Below are 23,670 nucleotides of genomic sequence, written 5' to 3'. Positions count from 1 at the left end.
AGGAGATTATGATGAACACTACTTCTCGTCTTGAAAGCTGCTTTGCTGCGCTCAAGCAGCAAAACCGCCCGGCGCTGGTCAGCTACCTCACCGCTGGCGACCCGGATCCGGACACTTCGCGCCGCCTGTTGCACGGGCTGCCAGAGGCGGGGGTGGATATCATCGAACTGGGTATGCCGTTCAGCGACCCCATGGCCGATGGCCCCGCCATCCAGAAAGCCGCGCTGCGTGCCCTGAATAACGGCCAGACCCAAGCCAAAACGCTGGAAATGGTGCGCCGCTTCCGTGAACAGAACAGCACCACGCCCATTGTGCTGATGGGCTACTACAACCCCATTTACTGCTACGGCGTCGAGCGTTTCTTGACCGATGCCGCCAAGGCCGGGGTAGACGGCCTGATCGTGGTAGATCTGCCGCCCGAGCACGACGAAGAGCTCTGCCAGCCAGCAGCGCAACACGGCATTGATTTTATTCGCCTGGCCACACCTACCACCGATGCCAAGCGCTTACCCAAGGTGCTGGCGAACGCCTCCGGGTTTATCTACTACGTTTCCGTTGCCGGTGTCACTGGTGGAAGTGCCCCTACGCCAGAACGGCTGGAAGGCGCCGTAGCAGGGCTCCGAGAACATACGGAACTGCCCATCGCCGTGGGTTTTGGTATTCGCACTGCGGAACAAGCCGCCACCATTGGCCGCTTCAGCGATGCGGTCGTCGTTGGCTCTGCACTTGTCGACTGTATCGAAAATGCCAACACGCCTGATAAAGCCGTTGAGGGAGTGCACGGACTGGTGAGCGAACTGGCCGAAAGCGTAAGGGCGTGTCGTACGGCACTGAAGCCTGTATTGTGATTTGCGCTATCAACGGATCCCACGCAACGCCTCGCTATTGAAAAATTTAGCTATCGAGAACAGCTGCTCAGTGGGCTAGCCCGGCTGCTTCAAGATGGGTGCGCGTCAAGCGAATCCTTCGGTGCCTCGCGGCGGTCATTCATTCCGTAGTCTCGGATGACGGAAGCGACGCGGAGCCGGTAGTCAGCAAAGATATCCTGCCGGCCCGCTTTCTGGACGCATCGGTGAGGTTCGAACGTGCGCCACTGCCTGACGGCTTCTTCGTCCCGCCAAAAGGAGATCGACAGGATCTTTCCAGGATGCGTGAGGCTCTCGAAGCGCTCAATCGAGATAAAGCCGTCGGTGTCTTCCAGGTGCTGGCTCAGTCCGCTGGCTGCGTCCAGGTAGTCCTGCTTACGGTTCGAATGCGGTAGCACTTCAAATATCACGGCGATCATAAAACACTCCACGGATAGACAGATTCAACGCCCAGTGTGCCGTCCACCACCTCGACGAAGCTGCGCTCCTCCTTGAGAATAAACTTGTTCTCTTGAGCCATGATGAAGTTCGCATTCCCACCTTCGTCAGATTTCAGCCGGGCACGGTAGGCTTCATAGGTAGCCAGGCTATCGAATGCGATTAGCCCCCATGCAACATTGTTAGTGCCCTCGTAGGGAAGAAAATAACCGATAAGGTGGCCACCGCACCGGGGGATGATTTGCCCCCAGTTCTCGGCGTACGTCTTGAAGACGTCCCGTTGGAAGGGATCAATCTCGTAGCGGATAAAGCAGGTAATGCTCATGGGGTATCTCCTTTGAACGGTGGCTAGGACGATACCGCGTTGTCGCCCCCTGATGGTTCGACTAGAATCGAACCATGAGTGAAGGCCCTAACATCGTGCGCGTTGCAGCGCTTATCGGCGATAACGCTCGGGCGGAGGTTCTCTCCGCCCTGATGTCTGGTCGTGCGCTGACGGCGACCGAACTGGCGTACACGGCCGGTGTTACCAAACAGACCATTAGTTTTCATCTTGGCAAACTGCTAGACGCAGGGCTGATCACGGTTGAGCAGCAAGGCCGACACCGCTACTTCAGCCTAGCGGGTCCGGATATTGCTAACCTCCTGGAGTCACTGATGGGCCTCGCTTTCCACAGTGAGGGGAACCGCCTTTTTACCGGGCCACGCGATCCCGCCCTGCGCAAGGCCCGTATCTGTTACGACCACCTTGCCGGAGAGTTGGGTGTTTCAGTTTATGAACAGATGCTGCGAACGAATATCCTTCATCAACACCCAGGGGGGCTAAAACTCACTGAGAAGGGAAGGGTTTGGTTTAATCAATTTGGCATCGATACAGACGCGCTTGCTTCTTCAAAACGCTCATTTTGCAGGGAGTGTCTTGATTGGAGCGAGCGCAGGCATCATCTAGCGGGCGCGCTTGGCAGTGCGCTGCTTACCCGAATTCAGGAGCTTGGCTGGGCAAAGCGAGAAAAAAATTCTCGCGTTATCGTATTCAGCGCTCAAAGGGAGAAGTTGCTATGGGCAATGTTTGAACCGCAGAATGCGCCATCCGTTTCAGCCTAACAAGCTGCTGTCACCTTTTAAGATTCTATAAAACTGAGATAAATAATGGGAAAGCTCTTTTCACTGGTTGTATTGGTAGCGCTTGGCTATGCCGGTATCTACTTCTATTACGGCGTTGTCGTTGAACGGGAAATCCAAGAACAGCTGGATGACCGCGGCCTTTCAGCTGTTAACATCGATAACGTTGAGTATGATTTGCTGGCGCCCGTTAGCACCTCTGCGGAAATCGCCGTTACCGTCACTTATCGCGGCTCTCAAGCAACGCTGGATTTGGCAGTGCAGGGCCACCCTCTGTTTTCTGATGAAGTCACGGTCGAATTTGATGGCCTACAAGCGCTACGGCTGGGCATCAGCTTCGGGCAGTGAGCGGCAGCCACACATGCTCCACGCCTATAGAAACCGCCACAGCTACCAGCAACCCCGCCATTAGCCAATTAAACCCCTTAACGATGGCAGGGCTTTTAACACGACTGCCTACGGCGCTGCCAATCGCCATATAGCTACCGGGGGCGCCCGCGGCCAGCAGCGCCAACCCGCACGCCCATACCACTAAACTAGGCCCATGAATGTCAGCGGCAGGAAACTGCAGTGTGGTAATGGGTAGGGTGGCTACAATGGCTTTGGGATTCAGTAACTGCATGACCAGTCCATCCCGAAAACTTAACAGCCGAGGGGCGTTATCCGGCTCGCTTAAATCAACGCTAGAACGGGCAATTTTACTCGCTAGATAAACGATATAACTGCATCCCAGCGCGCTGACTATCACCAGTGCGCCATCATCGATCCATGCAGCGCCCGCCCAGCCCAATACTAATAAGTACGCCAGCATCGCGGTGCCCACGCCAAGGCAAAATCCCACCGACTGCCTGGCTTGGCCATTGATGCCAACGTTCAAGCCAAGCAGGTTCACAGGCCCAGGGGTGTACATGACGCCCAGGGCATAGGCGACGATTGCTAACATGGTGAAACCTCTATTTGCGTATTTAGGTATTAGCGGGCGATATCACGCTGGTACTGGTGGGGTGTCATGCCATAAATGCGCTTAAAGCGGCGATTGAAGTGGCTAAGGTCGGCAAACCCGAAGCGCAGAGCGACCTCCGTTAGGGAGGCGCCTCGGTCTAGCGCGGAACGAGCCGCATTGATCCGGCAATTGATCACATATTGATGCGGCGTGATGCCGTAATGCTGACGAAACAGTCGCAAGAAGTGGTATTTGGAAAGGTGAGCCGCTTGGCTAATGTCGTCGAGGGAGATGTCCGTATCCAAGTGGGCGTGTATATACGCTTTCGCTAGCCCCAGAAGGGCATCGGGGCGTGTGGTCAGTTGGCTTGGCTGATTAATACCGCCCAGTTGCACAGTGCGCTCGATCACCTGATAAAGCGCATTCTCCTGATCGATACAGCTACCTGTGTGAGACGTGACCAAACGCGCCAGTTCCAAAATGGCGTTGCGCAGCTGAACATCCTGAATCAGCGTGCTCCGTGAACGAAAGCTAGCCGATTTTTCGTGCCCCAGGAGTTCCGCAAACTGCGCGTTAACCTGTTCAGGGTGCACATATACCATCAGGTAATCCAGCGCGTGCTCGCCGCCGGGTTCACCATCGTGAACTTGCTCTGGGTTGAACAGAATAACGTTGCCGGGAGGGCTGCGGTGAAAACGCCCACCGCTGAAAAAATCCTGACGTCCCGCCAGGGTGACACCGAAGGCATACTCCTCGTGGGCATGGCGGTCGTAGCTGAAATCCTCAATGGCCGCGTGCAGCACCGTCAGCGTTGGCACGTGCTGGCTTTTAATAAATTGAAACCGGCTTGCGTTACCCATGCCGCCCCCTCCTGATAAGTCACACCAACTCGAAACACAGCCCTAGCTTAGGTCGGTAGCGCTACGGATGCTTGTACATAATTGCTCATCGACTGTGCAATGATGGCCTAACGATAGTGAACACACCACCAAGGGGCCGTCATGAAAAAACTCTTTTCACTGATGATTGTGCTGGCGTTGGCCGGCTGCGCCGCCATAGCACCGCACGAGGAGCGTGACGTCCAGCACGACGTCGGTTTGGCCATCCAAGAGGTCTACGAGCGGGCGCTGCCGACGCTGTCCGAGAGCAAGCAGCGCCACTTTGCCCAGCGGCTCTACCGCCTGACTGGCGAGCAGCGCTGGTGGGCCCTCAATCATGCCTATGGCGAGCGTCTAATAACGCTACTTGAGGATGACATCGTCGGCCTAGCCAAGCTCGGGTACGCGGCTGCCCGCAGCCGGGTGATCGTTGCCGACTACTCGCAACGCACGGCCAAGCAGCGCGCCCGGCGCGCCATGCTGGGTAAGTGGGGGGAGATCGCCTTCGTCCGTTCGCTGCTGTTTCGGTTGGTCCAGGCCGAATACTACGGCCTGCTGCCGACCATTGAAAACCACGAGCGGGCGCTGGGCTATCAGGCAGAGGTTGACTGGGCAGCCTTCCTGACCGACCCCGCGGTGATCGGGATTTATGCCGCTCAGGTTGCCAACCAAACGTACTTCCTGCATCAACTCGGCGTGATGGATCTGCGCCGGGAGGTGGAGGCGGCCTTCCGACGACACTATCCGCCTGATCGAGTCGCCGGGCTCGACGACGCCGAGTACCGTAACTGGCTCTATGGCCTGACTCATTTCGTCATCGCTGACAGCCGCTATTACCAGCGGAAGGTGGACCCGGAGGTGCACGCCTGGGTGCTGGAAGCGCTGGCGCGGGAGACGGCCGGCATCATGGCCCGGGCCACGGCCGACATCCAAGCCGAGGTGGCATTGACCTTCCTGCTTGCCGACCGCGAGGATCATCCGCTGGTGGGCCGGGTGCGTGAGGCGCTGGTGGCGGCGGTGGATCCAGCTAGCGGCATCATCCCCGCGCCCACTGGGGAAAAGGGACTGACGAGTGGTGAACACCGCAACGTTTTGGCAATAATGGTATTGCGCTGGCCGGGCCGCTTGCATCCCGGCCCCGATCTCGGACGGGCTTGGCAGGCGCTCAGCGGAATTCACAGACAGCCGCCATCCACAAAATAAAGGAGCAGGGCATGAACCAACATGAAAAGCTCAACTACGTCGAGCTCGCCGCCAAGGACTTGAACGCCACCAAAACCTTTTTCTCAGCGGTGTTTGGCTGGGAGTTCACCGACTACGGCCCGGAATACAGTGCGTTTTCCAACCAGGGCTTGGATGGCGGCTTCTACCAGGCGGACGCCTGCAGCCGTACCGACAACGGCGCCGCCCTGCTGGTGTTCTACAGCGATCACCTGGAAGCTACTTACAAAAAGGTGGTGGACCACTGCGTCCAGATTATAAAGCCAATTTTCGAGTTCCCAGGTGGCTTTCGTTTTCACTTCATCGAGCCCAGCGGCAACGAGTTTGCCGTGTGGTCAGAGGCACGGGCATAGTGCAGCGGGCAGTGCAATCAGCGCTGGCCGAGCCTTGGTGAGGCGGACGCGTTAGAAAATAGCCAGCAGGCCTATTCCCTATAGGAGGATTCGTGCACCAGTTAGCCGCCCAATGGATAGTGGGGTTATTGAAGGATCGCCATATTCCTTTTCAAATCTGCTTATATAAGCCTTGTGCTAATTACATGATGCTAGCGGCTTCAATTCAAATAGGCATATTGCGCACCTAAACATTTTTAATGAGCTAAGCTTTGAAAATTCCATAGCTAATTAAGTACTTGGTGCTGGCGAGAGCCAAACCGCAGTTTTAAGAAGTATGAACAGATATGGAGTTAAGCTTCTGAAAATAAAGAGGTGTCAGGCAAATGTCATGTTTGTGACGTCACTCTCAGTACATGCTAGATCATATAGTGATTTTTGGAACAGTAGGAAGGATTCAATAATGTTTGTTAGAAAACTTAGATTACAGCGAGGTTGGTCTCAAGACCAGTTGTCTCAATTCAGCGGATTAAGTGTAAGAACTATCCAGCGAATTGAGGGAGGACAAAAACCAGGTCTTGAATCTCTTAAATCGTTGGCTGCTGTATTTGAAATTAACGTCGCAGATCTTGAAAGGGAGCCTGAAATGAACAATGAGATACAAGTGACAGAGAATGAAAAAGTCGTTATAGAGCAAGTAAGAGCAATCAAGGACTTTTATACACACCTCACTTCTTATGTGTTAGTTATCGCAATGCTGTTTGTTATTAACGTTGTGACTGGGAGCGGGTATATGTGGGCATGGTGGCCAGCCATGGGTTGGGGGATAGGCATTATAAGTCATGGTCTAAGCGCCTTTGAAGTGTTGAATTTTTTTGGCCCAAATTGGGAGAAAAAGCAAATTGAAAAAAGGTTAGGAAGAAAACTGTAGTCGACATCTCATTAGACGTTAAGAGAGCTAAACAATATGACCTTTATAATTCAGTTTTGCTGTCGTCTTTACGGATAAAAGGAGGATGCGTGCACCAGTTAGCCGCCCAATGGATAGTGGGGTTATTGAAGGATCGCCATATTCCTTTTCAAATCTGCGGAGGCCTCGCCGCAAAGGGGTATGGCGCTGAGCGAGCGTTGAACGATATTGACCTGTTCGTACCCGGCGAACATTTTTTGACGGTGGTGCAAGCTGGCCAGGCGTATGTATCCAAACCCGCCGCGCACCGCTGCGAGGAAGGCTGGGATTTAACCTATGTTCAGTTCAAGTATGCAGGCATCAAAGTGGAGGTTGGTAACGCTGACGGCGCGCAAATTTTTGATGCCGCCAGCCAAGTCTGGGTGCCGCTAAATATAGAGTTTGACCGCTATGAAACAGTCAGCTTACTGGGCCTGGAGCTTCCCTTAATGTTGAAGGAAGACTTGATCCGCTATAAGGCCTTGCTCTCGAGACCCGTCGATACTGACGATATTCGCGCCATACGATAGGCAATCGCCATTTCACCGTCACCCTCATACAACCGGCACAGTGCCACCATCAATCACGTATTCCGTTCCCGTGATGGTAGCTGCCAGCGGTGATGCTAGAAACCCAATCAGGTTAGCCACTTCAGCAGGCTTCGAAGGGCGGCCAATCGGGATACCCCCCAGCGCATCCATGATGAGCTGCTTGCCGCCTGCGTAATCGGTGCCGGCCTCTTGGGCGATCCGCTCGGCCAGCGCAACGGCCGCTTCCGTCTCGATCCAGCCTGGCGACACTCGAACCACGCGCACCCCTTTGGGTGACACTTCTTTGGACAAGCTCTTGCTATAAGTGGATAGCGCTGCCTTAGCCGCCGCGTAAGCAGTGGTGGATTCGGGCAGGGGGAGCTCACGCTGAATAGAGGTCACGTGGATAATCACTCCATCGCCCTGGGCCAGCATGCCGGGCAGCAGGGCGCGATCCAGCCGCACGGCGGGAAACAGATTGAGATCAAGCTCCCGCTGCCACTCCTCCTCCCCAAGCGCTGCGAACCCACCGCCGGGCGCGGATGAACCACCCAGCACATGAACGATAATATCCACTCCGCCCCAGCGTTCGTTGACCGCATCGGCCACCGTGGCACAGCCTTCGGTCGTCGTCAGGTCAGCGGTTACCAACAGCGCATCAGGTAGGTCGGCGGGGCGAGTACGGGCGGCGGTCAGCACTTGCGCGCCTTCCTCGCGAAAGAGTGACACCACGGCCGCGCCAACCCCTTTGCTGCCACCGGTGATCAATACACGTCGTCCGCTCAAGTTCAGGTTCATTAGTGGATCTCCAATGACTGGATTAGCGTTTCGGCAATCAGGAAAGCGTGGTCAAGTTGTACCGGGCTGCCGGGGAAATTACCGGTCACGGTGGCGGTCACCACCAGGGTGTTGCCTTGCTGGGAAACACTGACCGGCTCGACGCGATACTCAATTTTGGCACGGGTAGCGCGCAGCCAGGCTTGAATAGCGGTTCGCCCGCGGTGCGTCTCCCCCTCATCAAACACACAGGCATCCTGGGTGAAGCATTCGCCAAGCTGGGAATCATCCGCCCCGTTACTGATACTGAAGTAAGTGGTAATCGCGTCTGGCAGTGACAAACTCATGATGGTCATCTCTCGCAGGGGTTAATATGCGAGAATCTTCTGCCTAGACTGACGCGTTAACAAGAACGCACAAAAAGGTAAGTGGCTTACCCATGAGAAAGATTTATACGCCCGCTACCGCCGCAAGCGATGTGGAAAATGTATTAAAAATGCTGGAAGGGCGCTGGAAGCTCATCATTCTCTTTCATCTCTTCGATGGAAAAGTGCAGCGCTACTCCGATTTTGAAAAACTCATTCCTGACATCTCCCAGAAAATGCTGGCCCAACAGCTGCGCCAACTGGAAGCGGATGGCATCGTGGCGCGCAAAGTCTATCCCCAGGTGCCGCCGAAAGTGGAGTACCGCCTGACCGAATGGGGGCAAACGCTCTGCCCGGCGCTGGATGCTTTACTGAAATGGGCCGAGCACAAGGATGACTTCAACGACCCAGCCCAGCAGAACAACCAAGACGATGCCGCCACCCAATGAGAGCCGCCTAATGCACTACCGCACCATGACCATCAACGACTATGAAGCCGCCATTGCCCTGTGGAGCGAAAGTGAAGGCGTGCGCCTGCGCGATACCGATTCACGGGAAGGCATCGAGAAATATCTGCTGCGCAATCCCGGCCTGAGCTTTGTGGCAGAAGTAGAAGGCGAAGGAGAAGAAGAACTGGTGGGAACGATCATGGCGGGCCACGATGGCAAGCGCGGCTATGTTCAGCACTTGTCGGTAGCAGATTCTCACCGCCGGTTAGGCATCGCCACGCGGTTGGTAAGCCTCTGCCTGGAAGCACTCAAAAGCGAAGGCATCCAAAAATCTCACCTGATGATTCTTCCCGAGAACGAAGCTGCCCAGACGTTCTGGACCAATCAGGGCTGGGCCTACCGATCCGATATTCTGCTCTATTCATTTGTGAATGGGGATAATCATAACGTTTAGTTTCAGCGAAGCTTGCGAGGGTCTCAAAGGTACCTATTCTTAGTCACCCATACGCCTTCCCTGGCTCTAAACTAAAGAGGTCACTCGGTTTTCACTGACATATATGGCTGACGAAAGTGGAGACTGGCGGTTGCCTTGCTAGAGTCTCAGGGCAAATGACCACCAGTTTTTTTGCCAATGCGGCATCACTGACCGGGATGGCACACAAGGTACCCGCTTGAACCTCCGCTTCGACGCAAGCCGCCAGGACCAGTGATACGCCAAGGCCAGCTTTGACAGCCTGTTTAACCGCTTCGGTACTGCCAAGTTGCATTGAAACCTTCGGGAACGGCCCTCTTTCGCCGAAGAAATTCGCCAGCAACCGGCCAGTACCTGTTCCGGGTTCACCACCAAGCAAGCTCATTCCGGCAAGGGTTTCCCGGTCTATTTCATGCCATCCCGCATAAGGGTGATCTGGGCGGGTAATTAAAACCACTGGTTCCTGTCGCCAATCCATTGCCTGGAAGCCAGGTTTTGGGTGCCACCACTCCATAACCGCTATATCCAGCTCGCCGCTAGTCAGTTGTCTAGCAATGTTAGGATTGTTATCTATCACAAGATCCAGCTCAGGTACCGCCGGAATGTCCTTGAACGTGCTCACGTAGGGCTGGAGCATGTAAATACCTATGTTGGAACTTGCCCCTACGCGTAAACGCGTACCGCTAACAACTTCTCGAGCACGCTCATCCAGTTGCAACATACTAAGCGCTAGAGGCATAAGTGCCAGGGCTGCTTTGGTGGGCTCGCAACCCGTTTTGCTACGGCGTATCAACAAGGCGCCTAGCTGTTCTTCAAGTTTTTGAATATGCAGTGAAAGCGTGGGTTGGGCGATACCAAGGGCTTGGGCGGCGGCCTGAAAACGTCGGTGCTGAACCAGGGTGGTAAAACTTTTCAGCCAGACCAAGTTCAGCATGGAGTCTCCTCATAGTTGGTTAGCGAATTAGCCGCATCTTGCGGGCGTTCTCCTTGTAATGCTTGAAGAATATTGTCGGCAGCCCGCTGTTCAATCATCAACCGCACATCCTGAACAGCAGAGCCGATGTGCGAAGTGAATAGTGTGTTCGGATGGGCCCGCAATTCGGGGCAAATAGCCTGCGGACGATCCTCTCGAGCCCAATCCTCCATTTCAAAAACATCTGCTGCGTAGCCGCCTAACTGCCCTGACTCCAAAGCTTCCAAAACGGCAGCTTCATGCACTACAGAACCCCGACATGGGTTGATCAAAAAGGCGCCTGGTTTCATCAGAGCCAAGCGCGCAGAGTTCATGGTATGCAGGGTTTGTTTATTGAGCGGCAGGGCCAAAATGACAATGTCGGCTTGCCCGAGCAGTTCTTCAAGCGACTTGCGCGCCATGCCGAGCGTTTCCTCCTCAGCGGCGGGCAAGGCGTCTGGCTGAGAATAGAGCAAGCTCGCGCCCCACCCCTGGAGCCGTGTTGCCACTGCCTTGCCGATGGGCCCCATGCCGACGATACCCACGGTAGCGCCTGCAATTCCAAGTCCATAAAACGTTGGCTGCCACCCCCTGAACTGGCCAGAACGAACGTGCTCGTCGGCCGCCCGAACATGTCGGATTAAGCTAATGGTTAGCCCTATGGTTAGTTCAGCCGTTGGCACTGTCAGCAAATCCGGTACGAAGGTCAGCCAAACACCATGTCGCGTACAGGCCTCCACATCGAAATTATCGTAACCCTTCAGGGCGGCGCCAATCACTTTCAGGTTGGGGCAGCCAGCTAGAAATTCTTCGCTGACCTGGTCCGGCATAAACACCATCATGCCATCTGCGGTTGCCGCGCGGGCCTTGACCACGGCGGCGGGCAAGGTAGTGTCTGACTGGTTGGTGATTAAGTCACAACTCTGTTCCAGCTTTTTCAGCACGCTGTTGTGTACCCGGTGGGTAATGAAAACCCTTGGTTTCATTTGAATTCCTTACTTGAATTTCTTACGAAGGTGGCCGCTAAGGCTATCCACCATCGTCACCATAACGAGTATGACAATCAGGATGGCGCTGACTTCCTGATACTGCATGACGCGTAAAGAGCCCATTAGCTCGAAGCCGATCCCGCCAGCCCCCACCATCCCCATGACCGTAGAGGCGCGAAAATTGTATTCCCAGCGATAGATGGAAACATCGGCAAACTGCGGAAGAACCTGCGGCAGCACCGCGTGCCAGTGAACCTGTAATCGAGTCGCGCCAGCGGCATTGGCGGCTTCCACTGGGGCTGGGTCGACATGCTCGATCGCTTCGGCAAAGAATTTACCCACCATGCCGATAGAGTGAAGGCCGAGCGCGAGCACGCCCGGCAAGGCGCCAAACCCCACGGCAGCAACGAAGATAATGCCCATAATCAGCTCGGGTACCGAGCGCAGAGCGTTTAGCAACGTGCGGGTTACGTGGAAGACCACGGGATGGGGCGACGTATTGCGAGCAGCCAGGAACGCCAGGGGTACGGAAGCGATGACCGCTATTGCCGTGCCAGCAATGCTCATGGCGAGCGTATCGACCAGCGGAGACATCCAATCACTGGCATTGGTGAAATCGGGCGGTAGTGATTCACCCAGCAGGGTAGCGATGGCAGGCACCCCGTTGGCCAGGGTGCGAAAATCCAGCAAGTCCACGTACCAACTCGCCAGGAGAACCACTGCCAGTAACGAGCCCACTTGGAAGAGCTTGCTCCGCCAGCCGCGCGCGTGTTCGGCCAGCACCGCGTCAGAAGAAAATGATGAAACGGCCGGCGGGTCCGTTTTGGTCTGATTCATCATGCCCCTTACATCTCGCCGAAGTCGAGGTTGAGCAGACTACCCATTTCCCTGATCACATCGTAATCGGCGTCCGTGATAACGGCGAAACCTTCGGCTTTTAGGTTGTCCAGAATCTCTTCATCATCGATGCTGATGAAGGCATCCTGGATCTGCTGCTTGAGTTCTGGGTCCAGATTGGATCGCATCGCCCAAGGGTACTGAGGGTACTCCCCGCTGTGACCCAACACCCTAACCTGGTTGCGGTCTATCAGGCCGCGGTCTATTACGTGCTCAAAGATCACTTCCGATAGCCCGCCTGCATCCGCATTACCATTGGCCACGTTCACCGCCACGGCATCATGGGAGCCAACGAAATGGGCTTCATAGTCCTCGCCTGCTTCCAAACCAGCCGATTCAAGCAACACGGTTTTGGGAATCAGGTGGCTTGAAGTAGAGGCTGGGTCGCCATAGGCCATCTTCATGCCCTCGATATCGGCATAGGACTCAACGCCGGAATCGACATTGGCAATGATGATGGAGCGGTAGGTGGGCTTGCCATCCACAATCATGGCCGCAAAGGGTTCGATCTCGCTTTTGCTTTTTGCCATCACATAGGAGAGGGGCCCGAAGTAGGCGAGGTCGATGCGACCAAAGCGCATGGCTTCGATCATGGAGGAATAATCGGTAGTGACGATTAGCTCAATTTCTTTGCCAAGCGTGCTTTCAAGATAGTCTTTCAATGGCTGGTTGCGTTTGATCAGTTCAGAAGCGTTTTCATCCGGGAGCAGTGCGACTTTTAACAGGTCTGGATTTGGATCAGGATCCGCAGCTAAGGCCGACACGGTCATTCCAGCCATAAGACAGATAGCGAAGAAAAAGCTGAATAGCGGTTTCATTGTGCAGTCTCCAGTTTTATCGAAGGGGTATTAGCGGATTGAGAGGTGGACTTGGTGGTTTCATCGGCTTCGGGCAAACCCCCTGGCGCACCGTGGTAAATCTCATCCAGGTGGCATTGCTGTAACTGTGCCGGGGCTGCATCAAAAACGATTTGGGCATTCGCCAAACCAATAATGCGGTCAGCAAACCGCTGGGCATATTCCAGCTGGTGCAGTGAAATAATGGCGGTAATACCATCTTCACGGCATATGTCTCGCAGTAACGTTAGAACTCGCTCAGACGTGGCTGGGTCAAGGCTGGCCACTGGCTCGTCCGCCAAGATCATGGCGGGCTGCTGCGCCAAGGCGCGAGCAATACCCACGCGCTGCTGCTGCCCTCCGGACAGTTGATCGACTCTGGTAAGCGCCTTCTCAGCCAGGCCTACGCGGTCCAGGCAGTGCAGGGCAAGCTCCTGTTCCTGCCTGGGTAGTGGAAACAAACTGCGCCAGGTGCTGTGGTAAGCAAGCCGACCCGTCAGCACATTCTGGAGCGCCGTGTGGCGTTCAATCAGCTGGTGGTGCTGGAAAACCATGGCGGTTTTGCACCGATGGCGGCGTACCGTATTAATGGTTTCGAGCGCACCTAGTTCGGCCGAGATCACTTTGCCAGTGCTGGGCCGCACCAAGTGGTTAAGGGTGCGCAGTAACGTAGATTTACCTGCACCGGAAAGACCGAGTAGAACCGTAAACTCGCCTTTGTGGAAATCAACGGTGGTGGGTCGGAGTGCGAGAATATTCCCAGGATATGTCACCCCCATTTTCTCGATGCGGAGCATTAAGTCAGAGGATTGAACAAGCTCCATTGGATCACCTTCTGCAATGTATAAGCTCACTTTATTGTGACTTACAATGCAACGTTAGCGCTCCTAGGTGACAAAGCTGTGTCATGCAGATGATAAGTTAATGACCATCAAAAGGGCGGGTGGCATTAATGACATAAGAAATTGGCGCTTTATAAGTTAAAAAATTTAATGTTTCTGAGCGTCTGCCGATAGTGCTCATTGTTGGTAGCAAGATCCGCTCTGTGAGAGCGCTTTCGGTTACCGAGATAGTCACCCCTACCCAAGGCAGCGCGCTAAGGGTTTTATGAGATCCCTACTCCATGCTATTTCTGAATCGAAGCGTCAAACTGCGCCTTGCCGTGAGTTTAGGCGCCTGCATCCTGATGTTAATCGTTATCGGTACTATCGGTCTCTATAGTCTCAGTAAAACCAACGATGCCCTCAATCGGACTTATGAGGGGAACGTGCTCACATTGGGTAATCTTACACAGATCAACCAGGCACTGGTCGGTAACCGGGTGAAAGTGACGGCCGAACAGCGCGACCGGAATCCAGCCTCTGCGATAACCACGCAGCAGGAGGTCGCTGAGAACGATGCCATTATCGACGCCGCTTGGAATGACTACTTTCCTGATCGTGTGAGCAGTGACAATGAACGCGAAGTAGCCGGTGACTTCATCGAATCGCTGGCCAGTCTGCGCGCCGGTATTGACGAGATTAACGCAGCCATGATTGGCAACGATTTTGACGGTGCGAGAGTCATTGCCACCACCACGCTACGTGCTGAATACCCCAAAGTGCTAACGGCAATCCAGGAGCTGATCAACCTTAACAGCATGCAAGCCGCCGCCAATAACCAACAGTCCTCAAGCGACTATGTTTGGACGCGTAACTTCGTGATTAGCGTGATGGCGGCAGCGGTCATCTTCGGCATTCTGCTCGCGATATGGTTGATTCGTGGCATCATGACCCCGCTGGGCAAGGCGCAAGAGCTCGCCAACGCCATGGCTCAAGGAAGGCTTGATAACAACATCGACATTACCTGTAAGGATGAATTTGGTGTGATGCTCAGGGCGTTAAAGAGCATGGAAACCAAGTTCTCGCAGGTGGTCATGTCCGTTCGCAATAACGCCGAGTCCGTGAATGTGGCCGCTGACGAAATCGTGCTAGGGACCGACGATCTGAGTCGCCGTACTCAGGAGCAGGCCTCAAATATCGAAGAGACCGCGGCGTCAATGGACGAAATCACCTCGACCGTGCGTCAGAATGCAGACAACGCTGCCGAAGCAGACAAGCTCGTGTACGAGGTCAGCCAGCAAGCCAACGCAGGCGGTGAGATCGCTACTCAAGCTGTCACAGCGATGGAGGGAATCAATGCCTCAAGCCGCAAGATTGCCGGTATCGTGGGCTTGATCGATGAAATCGCCTTCCAGACCAATTTGCTGGCGCTGAACGCGTCGGTTGAAGCCGCTCGTGCGGGCGAACAAGGTCGCGGCTTTGCGGTCGTGGCTAACGAAGTGCGCAACCTGGCAGGGCGCAGTGCCAACGCCGCCAAAGACATCAAAAAGCTCGTCGAGGAGAGCATCGGCCAAGTCGATACCGGCTCAAGCCTGGTCAATCAAGCAGGCAAGTCGCTCGAAGGTATCGTCCACGGCGTTCAGCGTGTCTCTGTGTTGATGGGTGAGATTGCCACCGCCAGCCGAGAGCAGTCCCAAGGCATCGACCAGGTCAACACCGCCGTCTCGCAAATGGACAGTGTCACCCAGCAGAATGCGAGCCTGGTAGAAGAGTCCAGTGCAGCAGGGCGTTCACTGCAAAGCCAAGCAGAGGCGTTGTTGAACGAGGTGTCGTTCTTTAGAGGAGCGACCACCGGCCAAAATCAACGCGCGCTACCCGCTACGCCAAAACCGCGTGACAGCCAGCCCAGGGCCAATAAAAGCTTGCCGACTCACGTGATTGGTGGCAAGCAAGACACCGAAAAATGGACCTCTTTCTAATCATTTGAAGCCACGAAAAGCGCCCCACCTGGGGCGCTTTTTTTGTGCTTACATCCGAGGGCAAAACCATGCGCACGTGGGTGCCGCTTAACCAAGTTGAGCTTCGATCGCCGTCTTGTCGATAACCGACCAGACTTCCTGAATCTTATTATCTTGGAAGCGATAGAACGCGTTCTCGCAAAACGTCACTTATTCCTGGGCAGGCGTGAGGCATTCGCCAAGGGTACACAGGCTCAGTATCATAAGCAGCCTAACCCAAGCCACAGAAGTCATCCTTCATGTCGTGTCCACCTTGCCCACACTGCCAATCCGAATTCGTCTATCAGGATCAAAGCCTGTTCATCTGCCCCGAGTGCGCCCACGAATGGAACCCCGCTGAGTCTGAGGCGGAAGACACCGTGACGGTAAAAGATGCCCACGGCACGCTGTTAGCGGAAGGCGACAAGGTAACTATGATCAAAGACCTCAAGGTCAAAGGCAGCTCACTGGTACTCAAGGTGGGTACCAAAGCCGTGATCAAGCGATTAATGGACAGCAGGGATCACCAACTAGACTGTAAAGTAGACGGCGTCGGCGACATGATGGTGACCGCCCATTTTGTGAAAAAAGCCTAAATAAGCCCAGGATTTTCTAGCTACCTCACGACGCAGTCAGCAATAACCAACCAACAAGGAGACTCTAATGAAAGCGATCGTGTTTGACGTGTTTGGCACTATTGTTGATTGGCGCTCCAGTTTGATTAATCAATTCAATGAGCTAGAGAAAGAGCTGGGAATTGAGCTGCCCAGTGACGTATTGACTGATCAATGGCGCCATCAGTATGCCCCTTCGATGAATAGGGTACGCCAAGGCGAAATTCCATGGATGGGGTTGGATGACCTGCACCGAGAAAGCCTCGTCAAACTACTCGATCAACACGGGATTGCGCTAGACGAGGCGACCATTGATCGCATCAATCACTTTTGGCACCAATTAGAGCCCTGGCCGGATGTTCAGAACGGCCTACAGCGCTTAAAAGAGCACTATATTATCGGCACGCTGACCAACGGCAATTTATCACTAATGGTGGACGTGGCTCGTCACGCCAAACTGCCCTGGGACATGGTGTTTTGCGCCGAGCTGTTCCAGCACTATAAACCTGACCCAGAGGTCTATTTAGGGGCCTGCCGCCTGCTGCGCCTGCCGCCTGAAGAAGTGATGCTATGCGCAGCGCATAATTATGACCTGGGTGCTGCCCGTGCACTGGGAATGAAAACGGCGTTTATACCCAGGCGCACAGAGTATGGCCCCCAGCAGAGCAAAGATTTAGCAGCAGAAGAAGCATGGGATTTTGTGGCTGAGGACCTCGTCGCGTTGAGCGAGCGGCTAATAGAGTGAGCCAACAATCAGTAGCGTAAATGCAGGGTAGGGGGTTAGTACCATTAAGTCCCTGCATTCACCACCGCGTCACGTAACGTGTCAGCGAAGCTTGCCAGGGCGGGTGTCCAGGTCTCCGGTTCGGGGGCGACAAAATAGGTATCGACATTGGCGATGGCCGCGGGCAGTTCCAGCGTGTGAATCCCGAACCGGTGCTGGTGGGCGTCAACCGTCCCACGGGGGAGCACCGTGTAACCCATTCCGGCAGCAACGCAGCCAAGCATCGCGTCCAGCGAACCAAACTCAAAAATCCGACCTGCATTGACACCCTGGGACGCCAGCAACAGCTCGATACGCTGGCGGTAACTGCACCCCTGGCGAAACGCCAAGAAGGCAGAGGTCAGCAGCGCTTGTGAAGAGGGCATCTTCATCATCGGCGTTGAGCCCACTAAAACAAGCTGCTCGCTAAACGCTTTGAGCGAGTAGTAGCGGTCATGCTCGAGCCGCCCGGCCACGAAGACACAGTCCACCTGCCCGTTAAGCAACAACTCGACCAACTCAGCCGTTGGCCCGGTCTTGATCTGGATATCGACGTCAGGCTGCGCTGCGTGAAACGCCGCCAGTATCGGCGGGAGGCGCAACGCCGTCGTGGTCTCCATGGCGCCGATGCGCAGCCGCCCACACGCCTTCTCCTGGCCTTTGAACAGCGACACCGCTTCGTCGTGGGCCGTCAGCATGCGCTCGGCGTACTCCACCAGCGCCAACCCGGCACTCGTAGGGCGGACCCGCCCCGCACGGTGAATCAGCTGTGCGCCTAACTCCTCCTCGAGCTTTTTAATGTGGGTGGTCACATTGGATTGCACCGTGTGCAGGCGTTTGGCCGCCGCCCCAAAACTGCCGGTTTCGGCCACGGCCACGAGCAGTCGCAGCGATTTAAGTTGCACGCGCCGTCTCCCTGTCAGGTTATCTATAAACAAGCCTATTTAGATTATCTATAAAAAAGATAGTAGCGATCAAAACTAATCGTTTCTAGAAATAATTTATCGTGCGTAGTCTGGCGGTGTACCAACGTGCTGCCAACCCACCAAGGGGCGGCAAAAACAGGAACTGGCGTGATGAAGCGAACACTCACTACCCACGATCTGCCCGCTCTGATGACAGGCATAATGGCGACCCTGGCGGCGATTGGCATCGCACGCTTCGCCTATACGCCGCTACTACCCGCAATTATTCAAGAGGGTTGGTTCACCGCGAGCCAAGGCGCCTACCTGGGGGCCGCTAATCTACTGGGGTATTTTATCGGCGCACTCGCCGCCCACTCGCTGAGTGAGCGTTTTTCTCCTCGCATGGTGATGGCCGCAAGCTTCGCGGGTATCGCGCTCAGCTTTGTGCTCTGCGCCGGGGCGGGCGGTTTCCTCTGGTTCTTCTTCTGGCGGTTGGTCTCGGGGGTTGACGGGGCCATCTTAATGGTCGTTGGCCCCTCGCTGGCGCTGGCGGCCACGCCGCCTGAAAGGCGAACGCGTGTCGGTGCCATGGTGTTTACCGGTATTGGCTTTGGCGCACTGCTGTCGGCCTTCATCGTACGGTTACTTCTAGGGTTAAGCCTCTCCGTCACCTGGGGCACGCTTGGGCTGCTGTGTATTGCCGCTGGCCTTTTGTGCGACTATTTTTTGCAACAACAGGGAGTAGCTCACTTAGCCTCACCGATCACAGCTAGCCCAAGGGGGAATAGCCCCACAGGGGGTGCGGGTGTAAAGATAATCGTACTGCTGGTGATTGGCGCTTACGCCCTGGATGCGATTGGCTTTGTGCCCCATACCGTGTTCTGGGTGGACTATCTCGCCAGGGAAAACGCCCTGGGTAATCAAGCGGCTTCCCTGCAGTGGGGGATCTTCGGATTGGGCGCCCTGTGTGGGCCGTTTATGGTCGGCGCGCTGGCGCATCGAGTGGGTTGGCAGGGTGGCTTAATGATCGCCTTTGCGGCGAAGGCCGCCGCCGTCTTGCTGCCGGTGTTCTCGCTTGCACTGCTCAGCCAGTCGGTTTCCTCGTTCATGGTTGGGGCGATGATTCCCGGCATTGTCGCACTCACCTCTGGCCGCCTTGCTGAGTTGGTAGGGCCAACCGCCCACAAGAAGATCTGGGGGCAAGCCACCGCTGCTTTTGCTGCCGCCCAGGCAGTGGCAGGCTATGCCATGTCGGCGCTTTATGGCACCTGGGGCAGCTACACGCCACTGTTTGCCATCAGCGGACTTATCCTCGTCGCGGGCTTTTTGCTGGTGCTGCTTAGCCGTGGCGTACAGCAGCGCCAAGCGCAACTTTCTGCCCAACAACTTACAAAGCACTCTACACAGCACTCTTCAAAGCACTCTACACACCACGGGAAGCAATAATGGAACTCTACCTGAACGCAACTTCGCCCTATGCGCGCCTAGTGCGCATCGTATTACTGGAAAAAGGCCTAACGGACACCGTGACGTTGAAGTGGTGCGACCCCTGGGCAGACGATGCCGATCTATTAAAAGCCAACCCTGCCGGGCGTATTCCCGCGCTGGTAACAGAGGAGGGCACCACGTTAAGCGAATCCATGCTGATTGCCGTTTACCTGGATAGCGTAAGCCCCAACAAGCCAATGCTGCCAGCCGCCAGCCTGGGGGATGTGCTGCACCTAGCGGGGCTAGGCCAAAACCTGATGGATGCCGCGTTCACGACCGTGATTGCCAGAAAGCATTATGGCAACGAGATTGACGAGAGCGAGCTGGGCCAGCGCCGTTCGCGAGCCATTCAGCGGCTACTAAAACAGCTGAACAGTGAGCTTGGCGAAGAGCAGCAGACCTCACCGATTAACCTGGGCGAAATCGCCACCGCAGTAGCGCTAGATTACTTGTCTTTCAGGCTGCCAGAGGTGAACTGGAAAGAAGAGTATTCGCAGCTTCAAGTTTGGCATTCTGGTGTGACCTCACGTGCGAGCTTTCAGCAGACTGTATTCGCTTAGCAAAGCCTACACACATGCTCTGGCTGGCAGTATCGCCTCGCGACTGCGGAGTGTTATCGTTTGGTCAAACCTTACCTAGCCGCTTTTTTTGGTCTAGAAGCGATACTTACCTTCTTGTATGGCAAAAAGCCGTATGACAGGCGCAGTGGGAGGTGGCTTTAGCCCGCGACCTTTTCAGCACCCAGCCAGCTAAGCGATAAAAAATGACAACCACTACAGCAGCACCCATCACCATTGCCCTTGCCCAACTGCCCGTCAGCAAAGCGGCGGTAGACGAAAATCTACAAACCCACCTGGCCTACATAGAACGCGCCGCCGCGCTGGGGGCCAACGTGGTGGCCTTTCCTGAACTCTCGCTCACCGGCTACGAGCTGGCGCTACTTAGCCAACTGGCCATGCACCGCAACGATAAAACCTTTGCCGAACTCAGCGCCGCCGCTGTGGCTACCAATACAGTAGTGATCGCAGGCTGCCCGTTGCACAACCCCAACGGCAAGCCCTTCATCGCGGCCGTGATCTGCTTCCCCAACGGCGAAAACACTTTCTACCTAAAACAGCATCTTCACGAAGGGGAGGATGTTTATTGTGCTCCCGGCCACGAAGGCGGCCTGATCAACGTCAACGGCACCCGCATAGCCTTAGCCGTTTGCGCCGACTTTACCCACCCCAGCCACTCGGCCATTGCCGCCGCACAACAAGCGGACGTTTATCTAGCCAGTGCACTGATCTCCCCAGGCGGGTACGCCAAAGATGCTGAGCTACTTGCTGCTATCGCTCAGCACCACCAACTACCGGTACTGCTCGTTAACCATGTTTCCACCACGGGCGGCTGGCAAACCTGTGGGAATAGCGGCGGCTGGAACGCAGCAGGCGAGTTAAGCGTGAAAGCCAACGGCACCCAGCCCAGCTTAGTACTGTGCCAAATTAATCACGGTGCCATAAGCGGTAGAGTGGAAGTGATGACTTACCCTCATTACAAAGAATCATTTGTCGACTAAATACTAAGCTGTCGAGGTAGGCTTAACTTATATTTGCTGCTAGTCTCGAAGCATTAGAGCGAACAACGCCGCAGGGAATTTATAATGCATGATGCCCGCATAACGCTTCACCCAAGCAAGCAGCGCATGCAAGTTCAGGTTGATGGCATTCTGATAGCCGACTCCACCAATACACTTGAACTCCGCGAATACGGCTACCCGCCACGTCACTACTTCCCACGTAAAGATGTGCGGATGAACTTACTTACGGTTTCAGAAACGTCCACTTATTGCCCCTTTAAAGGGCATACGGTGTATTTTTCGCTGGGTGAAACCCAGGATGTTGCTTGGAGTTATGAGGAGCCGATTGATGGGATGGAGGCTTTAGCAGGTAGGGTGGCCTTTTATGAAGAAGTGCGCGAATGACTCTTTTCGACCCAAAGCGGCCATTCCGGAAAATGCAGCAGGAGCGCGAATTTTGGCGATGCGCCCTAATGAAAATTAATATCCCTAAGGATCATAGGCTTGTGAGAATCTGTCAGGCTGCATTTGCCGGAAAAAAGTTCCAGCACGTTCATTCAATCATAGAACGCGCTGTCTAATACACTGTTAGGTGTCATAGTCATCATAAAATATGAAGAAAAAAATGAGTTCAAATAAAATAAACCTAATGGATCCCCATAAAAAGGACTACCTTACAACGAGATTTGGTCGACGTGTCGACTCGATCTCCTACCTTCAACTGCTAGGTGGCACTTTCATTATTTGGTTATGTGTTAGTTTGTATTTTGTAATTGCGACATATTTCCAACAAGGTATGAACTTTGACCCGACTTGTATTATTGATACAAGCAATCAATGTACCGAGAGAACTTTGATTGAAGTGGTTTTGTCCGCATTGTATTTCTCGGGAGTAACATTAACTACGCTTGGTTATGGTGATATATCACCTATTGGGTTTGGGCGTGCTATAGCTGTTTTGTTATCAATGTCTGGTTTGACTATTATTGCTATTTTGATAGCAAAAATTTCATCTGAGCGACAGTCTTCATTGTTGCTGCTTCTGCATACTAGTGATGTTGAAAGAAGAATGTCAGATTTTGTGACTCAAATTGAGATATATAATAATGAAATATCAGATAGCTTTAAAGCTAATGATATAAACTTGACTCACAAAAACCTTAGAGGCTTAAGATCCCTTCTGGAAGCAGTTAGCAGTTATATAGCTTTTCATGTAAACCAAGCAATGTTTCTTGAAATCGGCACAGATACGACCATAAAGTCTTTAATGTCAGAAATGGGGGAAGTACACCCTGTTTTAGAAAGTTTGGAGCCAATGGCTCTAAATGCCGAAAAGGTTGAAATCGGATGTTTAAGTGTTGCGAAAAGAATGAGAGATATTGAAACATTTTTGGTTGCTCAAAATGAACATAAAGGAACCGATGTACGAAATATAGATACCTCGAAGCTTGAACAGAAATATATAAAGCTACAGCAGAAATACAACTCTGCATTTACTGAAACAAAGATTACTAAGGTGAAAAGGTTACTACCTAACATCCCGAGAGGTCAATGGCCTAAAAAGCTTAACCGAACGATCGCTGATGAACTAGGTGTGTCAGTTAAAATGGTCAAGAAGTGTATAAATGAACTAAAAAACCGAGGTGAGTGCTAGCAAACAACTAACAAAAAAATTTAAGCGTACTGAATCACTCTTAAATTTTTTGTTCGGGTCTAGTTTAGTGATTACGGCGTTCAATTTGAGTGTTGTGTATGCCTGCTTTACACCTTAATTGGGCGTTAGGTGAATCAGGAAGTGTAGTGTATGCAACGACCAATAATAACAAAAAAATAATATGCTAGAAGCTGATTCTGAACAGCATTTTAGGGAGGTAATGCCAAGAGGATGGACTGCGAATAAACCGAATCCAGATATTGGTTTAGACCTTGTAGTCGGTATAATTGAACGTAATCGAGCATCATCAAGGGAATTACTTTTTCAATTAAAAGCATCACAAGAATCAAATGTAACTTCTGACGGGTTATATGAGCGGGTAACACTAGATGTATCAACATATAACTATTTATGGGATCTTTTACCTGTAGCAATACTTATTAAGTACGTAGCTTCCGAACGAGTTGCTTACTGGCAGCTTATAAGCCAAGTGGCTGAGCCTAATCAAGAAAATTTGACCATGACTGTTAAACTTCCGCGTTCACAGGTGCTCAATGATGAGAGTTGGCAAATAATAAGGCGCTACGTCGAAGCAATTCATTTAAGAAAACTCGGTGCTAGAGAAAGAGTTGATTTAGCGCAATTCACCTAACAAGTTGCTCAAACGGACAAAAAACAGTTGGCTTTTGCTTTTTCCTCGCTAATTTTAGCCAATAATTTTTCGCCGCTTAGCAAGGCGTTATATCAGCACTACCTCAAAGACCGCATTTAGCCGAAACCGGTATGCACGAACATAGGCGCTATCGACCCAAAGCCGACCTCCATACCTGACATAGCATCTGGCTGGCAGTCTA

General features: G+C 53.7%; 31 protein-coding genes. 18 read left to right on the top strand and 13 right to left on the bottom strand.

What is annotated here, in order from left to right:
* The first annotated feature begins 11 nt into the window (after positions 1-11).
* Complete coding sequence (gene trpA / locus AC5TBW_RS12975) at positions 12-848, top strand: tryptophan synthase subunit alpha (RefSeq protein WP_495508961.1); 837 nt, start codon at positions 12-14, stop codon at positions 846-848.
* 89 nt (positions 849-937) lie between these two features.
* Here the strand turns inward: trpA and AC5TBW_RS12970 are convergent, their stop codons facing one another.
* Together AC5TBW_RS12970 and AC5TBW_RS12965 are read right to left on the bottom strand one after the other, a co-directional pair.
* Positions 938-1,285, bottom strand: coding sequence for an antibiotic biosynthesis monooxygenase family protein (locus tag AC5TBW_RS12970; protein ID WP_495508960.1), 348 nt, complete (start codon positions 1,283-1,285; stop codon positions 938-940).
* Positions 1,282-1,629 carry an NIPSNAP family protein gene (locus AC5TBW_RS12965; protein ID WP_495508959.1) on the bottom strand — a complete coding sequence of 116 codons (348 nt, stop codon included), beginning with the start codon at positions 1,627-1,629 and terminating at the stop codon, positions 1,282-1,284. The genes AC5TBW_RS12970 and AC5TBW_RS12965 overlap by 4 nt, the downstream gene beginning before the upstream one ends.
* Positions 1,630-1,703: 74 nt before the next feature.
* Here AC5TBW_RS12965 and AC5TBW_RS12960 point away from each other — a divergent pair, with 74 nt between their 5' ends.
* Both AC5TBW_RS12960 and AC5TBW_RS12955 read left to right on the top strand, forming a co-directional pair.
* Positions 1,704-2,408, top strand: a complete 705-nt coding sequence (locus tag AC5TBW_RS12960; protein ID WP_495508958.1) for an ArsR/SmtB family transcription factor — start codon at positions 1,704-1,706, stop codon at positions 2,406-2,408.
* A gap of 45 nt (positions 2,409-2,453) precedes the next feature.
* Entirely contained in the window at positions 2,454-2,774 is a 321-nt protein-coding gene (locus AC5TBW_RS12955; RefSeq protein ID WP_495508957.1) for a hypothetical protein, read from the top strand.
* Here AC5TBW_RS12955 and AC5TBW_RS12950 read toward each other — a convergent pair.
* Complete coding sequence (locus tag AC5TBW_RS12950; RefSeq protein WP_495508956.1) at positions 2,758-3,369, bottom strand: LysE family translocator; 612 nt, start codon at positions 3,367-3,369, stop codon at positions 2,758-2,760. The two genes, AC5TBW_RS12955 and AC5TBW_RS12950, sit on opposite strands and share 17 nt — an antisense overlap.
* 29 nt (positions 3,370-3,398) lie before the next feature.
* Positions 3,399-4,229: a helix-turn-helix transcriptional regulator gene (locus AC5TBW_RS12945; RefSeq protein WP_495508955.1), complete on the bottom strand. Its 831-nt coding sequence runs from the start codon at positions 4,227-4,229 to the stop codon at positions 3,399-3,401.
* A gap of 141 nt (positions 4,230-4,370) precedes the next feature.
* Here AC5TBW_RS12945 and AC5TBW_RS12940 point away from each other — a divergent pair, with 141 nt between their 5' ends.
* The 4 genes from AC5TBW_RS12940 to AC5TBW_RS12925 all read left to right on the top strand — a co-directional run bounded on the left by AC5TBW_RS12940 (position 4,371) and on the right by AC5TBW_RS12925 (position 7,279).
* On the top strand, positions 4,371-5,450 hold the full coding sequence (locus tag AC5TBW_RS12940) for a DUF3541 domain-containing protein (protein WP_495508954.1): 1,080 nt from the start codon (positions 4,371-4,373) through the stop codon (positions 5,448-5,450).
* Between the two features lie 11 nt (positions 5,451-5,461).
* Entirely contained in the window at positions 5,462-5,821 is a 360-nt protein-coding gene (locus tag AC5TBW_RS12935) for a VOC family protein (RefSeq protein ID WP_495508953.1), read from the top strand.
* A gap of 442 nt (positions 5,822-6,263) precedes the next feature.
* Complete coding sequence (locus AC5TBW_RS12930) at positions 6,264-6,731, top strand: 2TM domain-containing protein (protein ID WP_495508952.1); 468 nt, start codon at positions 6,264-6,266, stop codon at positions 6,729-6,731.
* An 89-nt stretch (positions 6,732-6,820) separates the two neighbouring features.
* Positions 6,821-7,279, top strand: coding sequence for a nucleotidyltransferase (locus tag AC5TBW_RS12925; protein ID WP_495508951.1), 459 nt, complete (start codon positions 6,821-6,823; stop codon positions 7,277-7,279).
* Positions 7,280-7,303: 24 nt separating this feature from the next.
* Here AC5TBW_RS12925 and AC5TBW_RS12920 read toward each other — a convergent pair whose 3' ends face one another.
* Both AC5TBW_RS12920 and AC5TBW_RS12915 read right to left on the bottom strand, forming a co-directional pair.
* The gene (locus tag AC5TBW_RS12920; RefSeq protein WP_495508950.1) at positions 7,304-8,077 is read right to left on the bottom strand and encodes an SDR family oxidoreductase; all 774 of its coding nucleotides are present in this window, start codon (positions 8,075-8,077) and stop codon (positions 7,304-7,306) included.
* The gene (locus AC5TBW_RS12915; RefSeq protein ID WP_495508949.1) at positions 8,077-8,403 is read right to left on the bottom strand and encodes a nuclear transport factor 2 family protein; all 327 of its coding nucleotides are present in this window, start codon (positions 8,401-8,403) and stop codon (positions 8,077-8,079) included. Before AC5TBW_RS12915 ends, AC5TBW_RS12920 begins: the two co-directional genes overlap by 1 nt.
* Before the next feature lie 92 nt (positions 8,404-8,495).
* Between AC5TBW_RS12915 and AC5TBW_RS12910 the strand changes: the two genes are divergently transcribed.
* Both AC5TBW_RS12910 and AC5TBW_RS12905 read left to right on the top strand, forming a co-directional pair.
* Entirely contained in the window at positions 8,496-8,870 is a 375-nt protein-coding gene (locus tag AC5TBW_RS12910) for a winged helix-turn-helix transcriptional regulator (protein ID WP_495508948.1), read from the top strand.
* A 10-nt stretch (positions 8,871-8,880) separates the two neighbouring features.
* Positions 8,881-9,324, top strand: coding sequence for a GNAT family N-acetyltransferase (locus AC5TBW_RS12905; protein WP_495508947.1), 444 nt, complete (start codon positions 8,881-8,883; stop codon positions 9,322-9,324).
* A 91-nt stretch (positions 9,325-9,415) separates the two neighbouring features.
* Here the strand turns inward: AC5TBW_RS12905 and AC5TBW_RS12900 are convergent, their stop codons facing one another.
* From AC5TBW_RS12900 to phnC, 5 genes are read right to left on the bottom strand one after another with little or no spacing between them, the layout of a single operon-like run.
* Positions 9,416-10,276 carry a LysR family transcriptional regulator gene (locus tag AC5TBW_RS12900; RefSeq protein ID WP_495508946.1) on the bottom strand — a complete coding sequence of 287 codons (861 nt, stop codon included), beginning with the start codon at positions 10,274-10,276 and terminating at the stop codon, positions 9,416-9,418.
* Positions 10,270-11,280 carry a phosphonate dehydrogenase gene (locus AC5TBW_RS12895; RefSeq protein ID WP_495508945.1) on the bottom strand — a complete coding sequence of 337 codons (1,011 nt, stop codon included), beginning with the start codon at positions 11,278-11,280 and terminating at the stop codon, positions 10,270-10,272. The genes AC5TBW_RS12900 and AC5TBW_RS12895 overlap by 7 nt, the downstream gene beginning before the upstream one ends.
* A gap of 9 nt (positions 11,281-11,289) precedes the next feature.
* The gene (gene phnE, locus AC5TBW_RS12890) at positions 11,290-12,120 is read right to left on the bottom strand and encodes a phosphonate ABC transporter, permease protein PhnE (protein WP_495508944.1); all 831 of its coding nucleotides are present in this window, start codon (positions 12,118-12,120) and stop codon (positions 11,290-11,292) included.
* A gap of 8 nt (positions 12,121-12,128) precedes the next feature.
* Positions 12,129-12,998, bottom strand: a complete 870-nt coding sequence (phnD, locus tag AC5TBW_RS12885; RefSeq protein ID WP_495508943.1) for a phosphate/phosphite/phosphonate ABC transporter substrate-binding protein — start codon at positions 12,996-12,998, stop codon at positions 12,129-12,131.
* On the bottom strand, positions 12,995-13,840 hold the full coding sequence (phnC, locus tag AC5TBW_RS12880; RefSeq protein WP_495508942.1) for a phosphonate ABC transporter ATP-binding protein: 846 nt from the start codon (positions 13,838-13,840) through the stop codon (positions 12,995-12,997). The genes phnD and phnC overlap by 4 nt, the downstream gene beginning before the upstream one ends.
* A gap of 299 nt (positions 13,841-14,139) precedes the next feature.
* Between phnC and AC5TBW_RS12875 the strand changes: the two genes are divergently transcribed.
* Complete coding sequence (locus tag AC5TBW_RS12875) at positions 14,140-15,816, top strand: methyl-accepting chemotaxis protein (RefSeq protein WP_495508941.1); 1,677 nt, start codon at positions 14,140-14,142, stop codon at positions 15,814-15,816.
* A gap of 87 nt (positions 15,817-15,903) precedes the next feature.
* Here AC5TBW_RS12875 and AC5TBW_RS12870 read toward each other — a convergent pair whose 3' ends face one another.
* Positions 15,904-16,005 (bottom strand): ester cyclase, encoded by a 102-nt coding sequence (locus tag AC5TBW_RS12870; RefSeq protein WP_495508940.1) that lies wholly within the window; start codon positions 16,003-16,005, stop codon positions 15,904-15,906.
* Positions 16,006-16,094: 89 nt separating this feature from the next.
* Here AC5TBW_RS12870 and AC5TBW_RS12865 point away from each other — a divergent pair, with 89 nt between their 5' ends.
* Together AC5TBW_RS12865 and AC5TBW_RS12860 are read left to right on the top strand one after the other, a co-directional pair.
* On the top strand, positions 16,095-16,430 hold the full coding sequence (locus AC5TBW_RS12865) for a zinc ribbon domain-containing protein YjdM (RefSeq protein ID WP_495508939.1): 336 nt from the start codon (positions 16,095-16,097) through the stop codon (positions 16,428-16,430).
* A gap of 67 nt (positions 16,431-16,497) precedes the next feature.
* The gene (locus AC5TBW_RS12860) at positions 16,498-17,193 is read left to right on the top strand and encodes a haloacid dehalogenase type II (RefSeq protein WP_495508938.1); all 696 of its coding nucleotides are present in this window, start codon (positions 16,498-16,500) and stop codon (positions 17,191-17,193) included.
* A gap of 44 nt (positions 17,194-17,237) precedes the next feature.
* On the opposite strand, the gene AC5TBW_RS12855 is transcribed toward AC5TBW_RS12860, so the two are convergent.
* Positions 17,238-18,116 (bottom strand): LysR family transcriptional regulator, encoded by an 879-nt coding sequence (locus tag AC5TBW_RS12855; RefSeq protein WP_495508937.1) that lies wholly within the window; start codon positions 18,114-18,116, stop codon positions 17,238-17,240.
* Positions 18,117-18,287: 171 nt separating this feature from the next.
* On the opposite strand from AC5TBW_RS12855, the gene AC5TBW_RS12850 reads away from it, so the two are divergent.
* From AC5TBW_RS12850 to AC5TBW_RS12825, 6 genes are all read left to right on the top strand, one after another.
* Entirely contained in the window at positions 18,288-19,562 is a 1,275-nt protein-coding gene (locus AC5TBW_RS12850) for a YbfB/YjiJ family MFS transporter (RefSeq protein ID WP_495508936.1), read from the top strand.
* On the top strand, positions 19,562-20,164 hold the full coding sequence (locus AC5TBW_RS12845) for a glutathione S-transferase N-terminal domain-containing protein (protein ID WP_495508935.1): 603 nt from the start codon (positions 19,562-19,564) through the stop codon (positions 20,162-20,164). Before AC5TBW_RS12850 ends, AC5TBW_RS12845 begins: the two co-directional genes overlap by 1 nt.
* Positions 20,165-20,367: 203 nt before the next feature.
* Positions 20,368-21,162, top strand: a complete 795-nt coding sequence (locus AC5TBW_RS12840) for a carbon-nitrogen hydrolase family protein (RefSeq protein WP_495508934.1) — start codon at positions 20,368-20,370, stop codon at positions 21,160-21,162.
* Positions 21,163-21,246: 84 nt separating this feature from the next.
* Positions 21,247-21,567 carry a DUF427 domain-containing protein gene (locus tag AC5TBW_RS12835; RefSeq protein WP_495508933.1) on the top strand — a complete coding sequence of 107 codons (321 nt, stop codon included), beginning with the start codon at positions 21,247-21,249 and terminating at the stop codon, positions 21,565-21,567.
* 220 nt (positions 21,568-21,787) lie between these two features.
* Positions 21,788-22,816 carry a potassium channel family protein gene (locus tag AC5TBW_RS12830; RefSeq protein ID WP_495508932.1) on the top strand — a complete coding sequence of 343 codons (1,029 nt, stop codon included), beginning with the start codon at positions 21,788-21,790 and terminating at the stop codon, positions 22,814-22,816.
* Between the two features lie 181 nt (positions 22,817-22,997).
* Positions 22,998-23,468 (top strand): DUF4365 domain-containing protein, encoded by a 471-nt coding sequence (locus AC5TBW_RS12825; RefSeq protein ID WP_495508931.1) that lies wholly within the window; start codon positions 22,998-23,000, stop codon positions 23,466-23,468.
* Positions 23,469-23,670: the final 202 nt, after the last annotated feature.

The sequence above is a fragment of the Vreelandella sp. ssv genome (genome assembly GCF_059448525.1).
Note: the sequence above shows the minus strand (reverse complement) of the source record. Positions and strands in the feature narration are given on the sequence as shown.